A 3,641-nucleotide genomic window follows, 5' to 3' on the forward strand; every position below is an offset into this window, starting at 1 on the left:
CCAAGGGCCTCACCCCGACCGCCGTCCTGCGCGAGGACCGCTCCCGCACCACCCGCGAAAACCTCCTCTACACCGGCGAACTGCTCACCCACCACCGCATCCCGGGCCCGATCGTCCTGGTCACCAGCAACTTCCACGCCCTGCGCACCGGCATCCTCGCCCGCCGCCTCGGCCTCGACACCACCGTCGTGGGCGCGAAGACCGCCTTCTACTACCTGCCCAGCGCCATCCTCCGCGAATACGTCGCCATCCTCGTCGAACACAAATACACCAACGCCCTGATCTGCCTGACCCTCGCCGCTCTCCCGCCGCTGGCCACCTACGCCTCCCACCGCTGACCTTGACGCCACGCCGCCCCCGACCGACATTGGAGCGATGCGATCACGAGCAGAAGAACTCGACAAGGCCCCCTCGGACGGATTCACCCCGGTCGGTGCCGTGGAGATGACGCTGAGCCTGCTCGGCGCGAGCGATATCCACGGCTCGATAGACGAGATCGCCCACGCCGCAGCGGATCTGGGCGGCGACCACTTCTACGTCACCGAATCGCTGGGTCCGCGCATCACCGCCGTCGTCTGTCGCCGCCTCCGCCCGCCCCGCCGCCGGTTCGGCCGCTGCCGCACGGACCGCTGAGCCGCGCGGGACACGCGGGCAGGCTCCTGGGCTATTCGGGCACGCGCGGGGCCGGGGGTCGCTTAGCGTGGGGGCGTTGACGTCGAGAGGGGTCGTGATGCGGGCCGGGATGTTGAGCGTGGCGGAGTTGGTGGGGCTGGTCGAGGCGGGGCAGCTCGACACGGTGCTGGTCGCCATGACCGATATGCAGGGGCGGTTACAGGGGAAGCGTTGTTCGGCACGGTATTTCGTGGAAGAAGTGCTGGATCACGCCACCGAGGCCTGCAACTATCTGCTGGCGGTCGACGTGGAGATGACCACCGTCGACGGGTACGAGATGTCGTCGTGGGAGACGGGGTACGGGGACTTCGTGCTGCGGCCGGATCTGGCGACATTGCGGCTGGTGCCGTGGTGGCCGGGGACGGCGCTGGTGCTCTGCGATGTGGAGCAGGTGGCGGCCGACGGCGGAGCGGGGCGGCCGGTGACGGCGTCGCCGCGGCAGGTGTTGCGGGCGCAGCTGGATCGGCTGGCCGAGCACGGTTTACAGGCCTACGTCGGCACCGAACTGGAGTTCCTGGTGTTCGACGACACCTATGAGGCGGCGTTCGCGCGCGGGTATCGCGAGCTCACCCCGGCCAATCAGTACAACGTCGACTACTCGGTGCTCGGCACCGGGCGCATCGAACCGCTGCTGCGCCGCATCCGCACCGAAATGTCCGGCGCGGGAATGTATGTCGAGTCCGCCAAGGGCGAATGCAATCCCGGTCAGCACGAGATCGCCTTCCGCTACGACGAGGCGCTGGTCACCTGCGACAACCACAGCATCTACAAGACCGGGGCCAAGGAGATCGCCGCCCAGGACGGGCGCAGCATCACCTTCATGGCCAAATACAATGAGCGGGAGGGCAATTCCTGCCACATCCATCTCAGCCTGCGCACGGCGGCGGGCGAGCCGGTCTTCCCCGACGGCAACGGCGAGCCCTCGGCGCTGATGCGGCACTTCCTGGCCGGTCAGCTGGACGCGCTGCGCGAGCTCACCTACTTCCTGGCCCCGAACATCAACTCCTACAAGCGCTTCCAGGCCGGAAGCTTCGCGCCCACTGCGCTTGCCTGGGGCCGCGACAATCGCACCTGCGCGCTGCGGATGGTCGGGCACGGCCCGTCGCTGCGGTTCGAGAACCGCATCCCAGGCGGGGACGTCAACCCGTACCTGGCGGTCGCCGCGGCCATCGCCGCCGGATTGCACGGCATCGAACAGCATCTGCCGCTGGAGCCGGAATTCCACGGCAACGCCTACCGTTCGCATCGGCCGCGCGTGCCGCACACGCTGCGCGAGGCCGCCCAACTCTTCGGGGAGAGCAAGGTCGCGCAGAAGGCGTTCGGCCCGGAGGTGGTGCGGCACTACCGCAATGCCGCGCAGATCGAACTCGACGCCTACGACGCGGCGGTCACGGACTGGGAGCGGGTACGTGGCTTCGAACGACTCTGACAGCACCGAAGGCAGGCGTCCGCTCATCGGCCTGCCGACCTATTCCGAACGCGCCCGCTTCGGCCGCTGGGACGTGGAGGCGGCGGTGCTGGCGCGCACCTACGTCGACCTGACCGAGCGCGCGGGCGGCATCCCGGTCCTGTTGCCGCCCACCGGAACCCCGCGTCCCGAACTCGTCGAGCGCCTCGACGGCCTGGTCCTCACCGGCGGCGCGGATCTCGATCCGGCCCGCTACGGCGCGCCCGCGCACCCCGAGACCGGCCGCCCGCGCACCGACCGCGACGAATCCGAGTTCGGGCTCTTCGCGCTGGCCCGCGCCGCCGGCATGCCGGTGCTGGCGATCTGCCGCGGCCTGCAACTGGTGAACGTGGCCCTCGGCGGCACCCTGCACCAGCACCTACCCGAGGTCGTCGGGCACCCCGAACACAACCGGGTGCCGGGCGTTTTCACCATCACCACGGTCGCGACGACCCCGGGCAGCCAGGTCGCGGCCATCGTCGGCCCGGAGGTGAAGGCGCACTGTCACCACCATCAGGCCATCGACACCCTCGCCGCGGATCTCACCGCCACCGCGCACGCCCCGGACGGCACCATCGAGGCGGCCGAGACCCGGGAGGGACCGTTCCTGCTGGGCGTGCAATGGCATCCGGAGGAGAACACGACCGACACCCGCCTGATGCGGGCGCTGGTCGAACAGGCCACACAGTACGGAAGGGAGCGCAACCGGTGACAACGACCGACGTGGTCGATCCGGCCACCGAAAAGGTGGTCGCCACCATCGAATTGGCGGACGAGACCGCCACCGATGCCGCGATCGCCCGCGCGCAGCGGGCCTTCGAGAGCTGGCGGGCCGTCACACCCGGGGATCGGGCGCGGCTGCTGCGCCGCTTCGCCGACGCCGTCGACGCCGAACTCGAGCAGCTGGCTCGGCTCGAGGTGCGCAATGCCGGGCACACCATCGGCAACGCCCGCTGGGAGGCGGGCAATGTCCGCGACGTGCTGCACTACAGCGCGGGACTGCCCGAACGCCTGCTGGGCAGCCAGATTCCGGTCGCCGGGGGTGTCGACATCACCTTCTGCGAGCCCTTGGGCGTGGTCGGCATCATCGTGCCCTGGAACTTCCCCATGCCCATCGCGGCCTGGGGTTTCGGGCCCGCGCTGGCGGCCGGGAACACGGTGGTGCTCAAACCGGCCGAGCTGACCCCATTGACCGCGATCCGCCTCGGCGAGCTCGCCGTGGAAGCCGGACTGCCCGAGCATGTCTTCCAGGTGATCCCGGGCAAGGGTTCGGTGGTCGGCGCGCGGTTCGTCACGCACCCGGCCGTGCGCAAGGTGGTGTTCACCGGGTCCACCGAGGTCGGCAAGCAGATCATGGCCGGATGCGCCGACCAGGTGAAGCGGGTGACTCTCGAATTGGGCGGCAAGAGCGCCAATATCGTTCAATACGGTGTGGGACGGGTGGATTCGCGCCTGGACACCTCGGTGGCCTTCACCGCCGATCGCCTGCCCGCCTCGGTGAGCAAGTCGCTCACCACGCTGA

5 protein-coding genes are annotated in these 3,641 nt (G+C 69.6%); all 5 read left to right on the plus strand.

Annotated features, from left to right (window positions below; translation table 11 throughout):
- On the plus strand, window positions 1-338 hold a 338-nt coding region (locus tag ACWELQ_RS40975; protein WP_452402375.1), incomplete at its 5' end, for a YdcF family protein.
- A gap of 37 nt (window positions 339-375) precedes the next feature.
- On the plus strand, window positions 376-633 hold the full coding sequence (locus tag ACWELQ_RS40980; RefSeq protein WP_452402376.1) for a hypothetical protein: 258 nt from the start codon (window positions 376-378) through the stop codon (window positions 631-633).
- Between the two features lie 97 nt (window positions 634-730).
- Window positions 731-2,101 (plus strand): glutamine synthetase family protein, encoded by a 1,371-nt coding sequence (locus ACWELQ_RS40985; protein ID WP_452402379.1) that lies wholly within the window; start codon window positions 731-733, stop codon window positions 2,099-2,101.
- The gene (locus ACWELQ_RS40990; RefSeq protein ID WP_452402377.1) at window positions 2,082-2,831 is read left to right on the plus strand and encodes a gamma-glutamyl-gamma-aminobutyrate hydrolase family protein; all 750 of its coding nucleotides are present in this window, start codon (window positions 2,082-2,084) and stop codon (window positions 2,829-2,831) included. The genes ACWELQ_RS40985 and ACWELQ_RS40990 overlap by 20 nt, the downstream gene beginning before the upstream one ends.
- A partial coding sequence (locus ACWELQ_RS40995) for an aldehyde dehydrogenase family protein (protein ID WP_452402378.1) occupies window positions 2,828-3,641 on the plus strand: 814 nt, incomplete at its 3' end. The genes ACWELQ_RS40990 and ACWELQ_RS40995, both read left to right, overlap by 4 nt.

Source organism: Nocardia sp. NPDC004722, from assembly GCF_053601505.1.

Coding starts and splice junctions, on each gene's coding strand:
- ACWELQ_RS40980 (WP_452402376.1), top strand. CDS start 376: ATGCGATCACGAGCAGAAGAACTCGACAAGGCCCCCTCGGACGGATTC.
- ACWELQ_RS40985 (WP_452402379.1), top strand. CDS start 731: ATGCGGGCCGGGATGTTGAGCGTGGCGGAGTTGGTGGGGCTGGTCGAG.